The organism is Mesorhizobium sp. M2D.F.Ca.ET.226.01.1.1 (assembly GCF_004022705.2).
Lineage (GTDB): Bacteria > Pseudomonadota > Alphaproteobacteria > Rhizobiales > Rhizobiaceae > Mesorhizobium.
The window spans coordinates 1-564 of record NZ_RZOY02000049.1 but is presented as its reverse complement, the minus strand read 5'-3'; the positions used below and the strand labels follow the sequence as shown (position 1 = coordinate 564).

Below are 564 nucleotides of genomic sequence, written 5' to 3'. Positions count from 1 at the left end.
AGCGTCCTCCGATTTCGCTTCGGCGTTTCCAGCCGAAACGCCAGCCCGCGTTGTCATGGATCAAGGGAAAGGGCCGGAAGAAATGATTGTACGACACCCACTTGGGGATGTCCTGCGCCCTTTATCGGCCGATCAGATTTGGGAGAAATTCAAGGGCCTCAGCAGAGAGAACGTTCACCCGCGGTGGCAGGACGAGATCCTCTCGGCAATAGGCAACCTCGAAGCAGCAGGCCTTGGGCCTCTTCTGGCTGCTCTCTCTCGACGGGGCAGGCGATATGCCGAAGATGACGCCGCGATTCTCCTGAGCTAGGAAGGGGCAGGTACTTGCTGTGCGGGCGAAATTTCATGGGCATGGCTTGCAGGTTTCCAGCTTCAATTTCCGCAACGGATCTGCCGATGAGTTGGTGCTGTCACTCTTCGTGAGCGGGCCGGATACCACCACCTTACCGATAAAGATGTGGTCGGGAATTCGGGAAGAGATCACGCCTACAATCGCTGCCGTTTCAAGTCTGCTGATCGCGTTGACAGTCGTTATGTATGCCGGCGTAGAGGTGGTCCGCCAGA

2 pseudogenes are annotated in these 564 nt (G+C 57.1%); both read left to right on the top strand.

The features are described 5' to 3' along the window. Positions 1-310: pseudogene (locus EN869_RS34880) on the top strand (MmgE/PrpD family protein); the annotation flags it as partial. Positions 311-356: 46 nt separating this feature from the next. Further along, a pseudogene (locus EN869_RS34875) lies at positions 357-564 on the top strand (hypothetical protein); the annotation flags it as partial.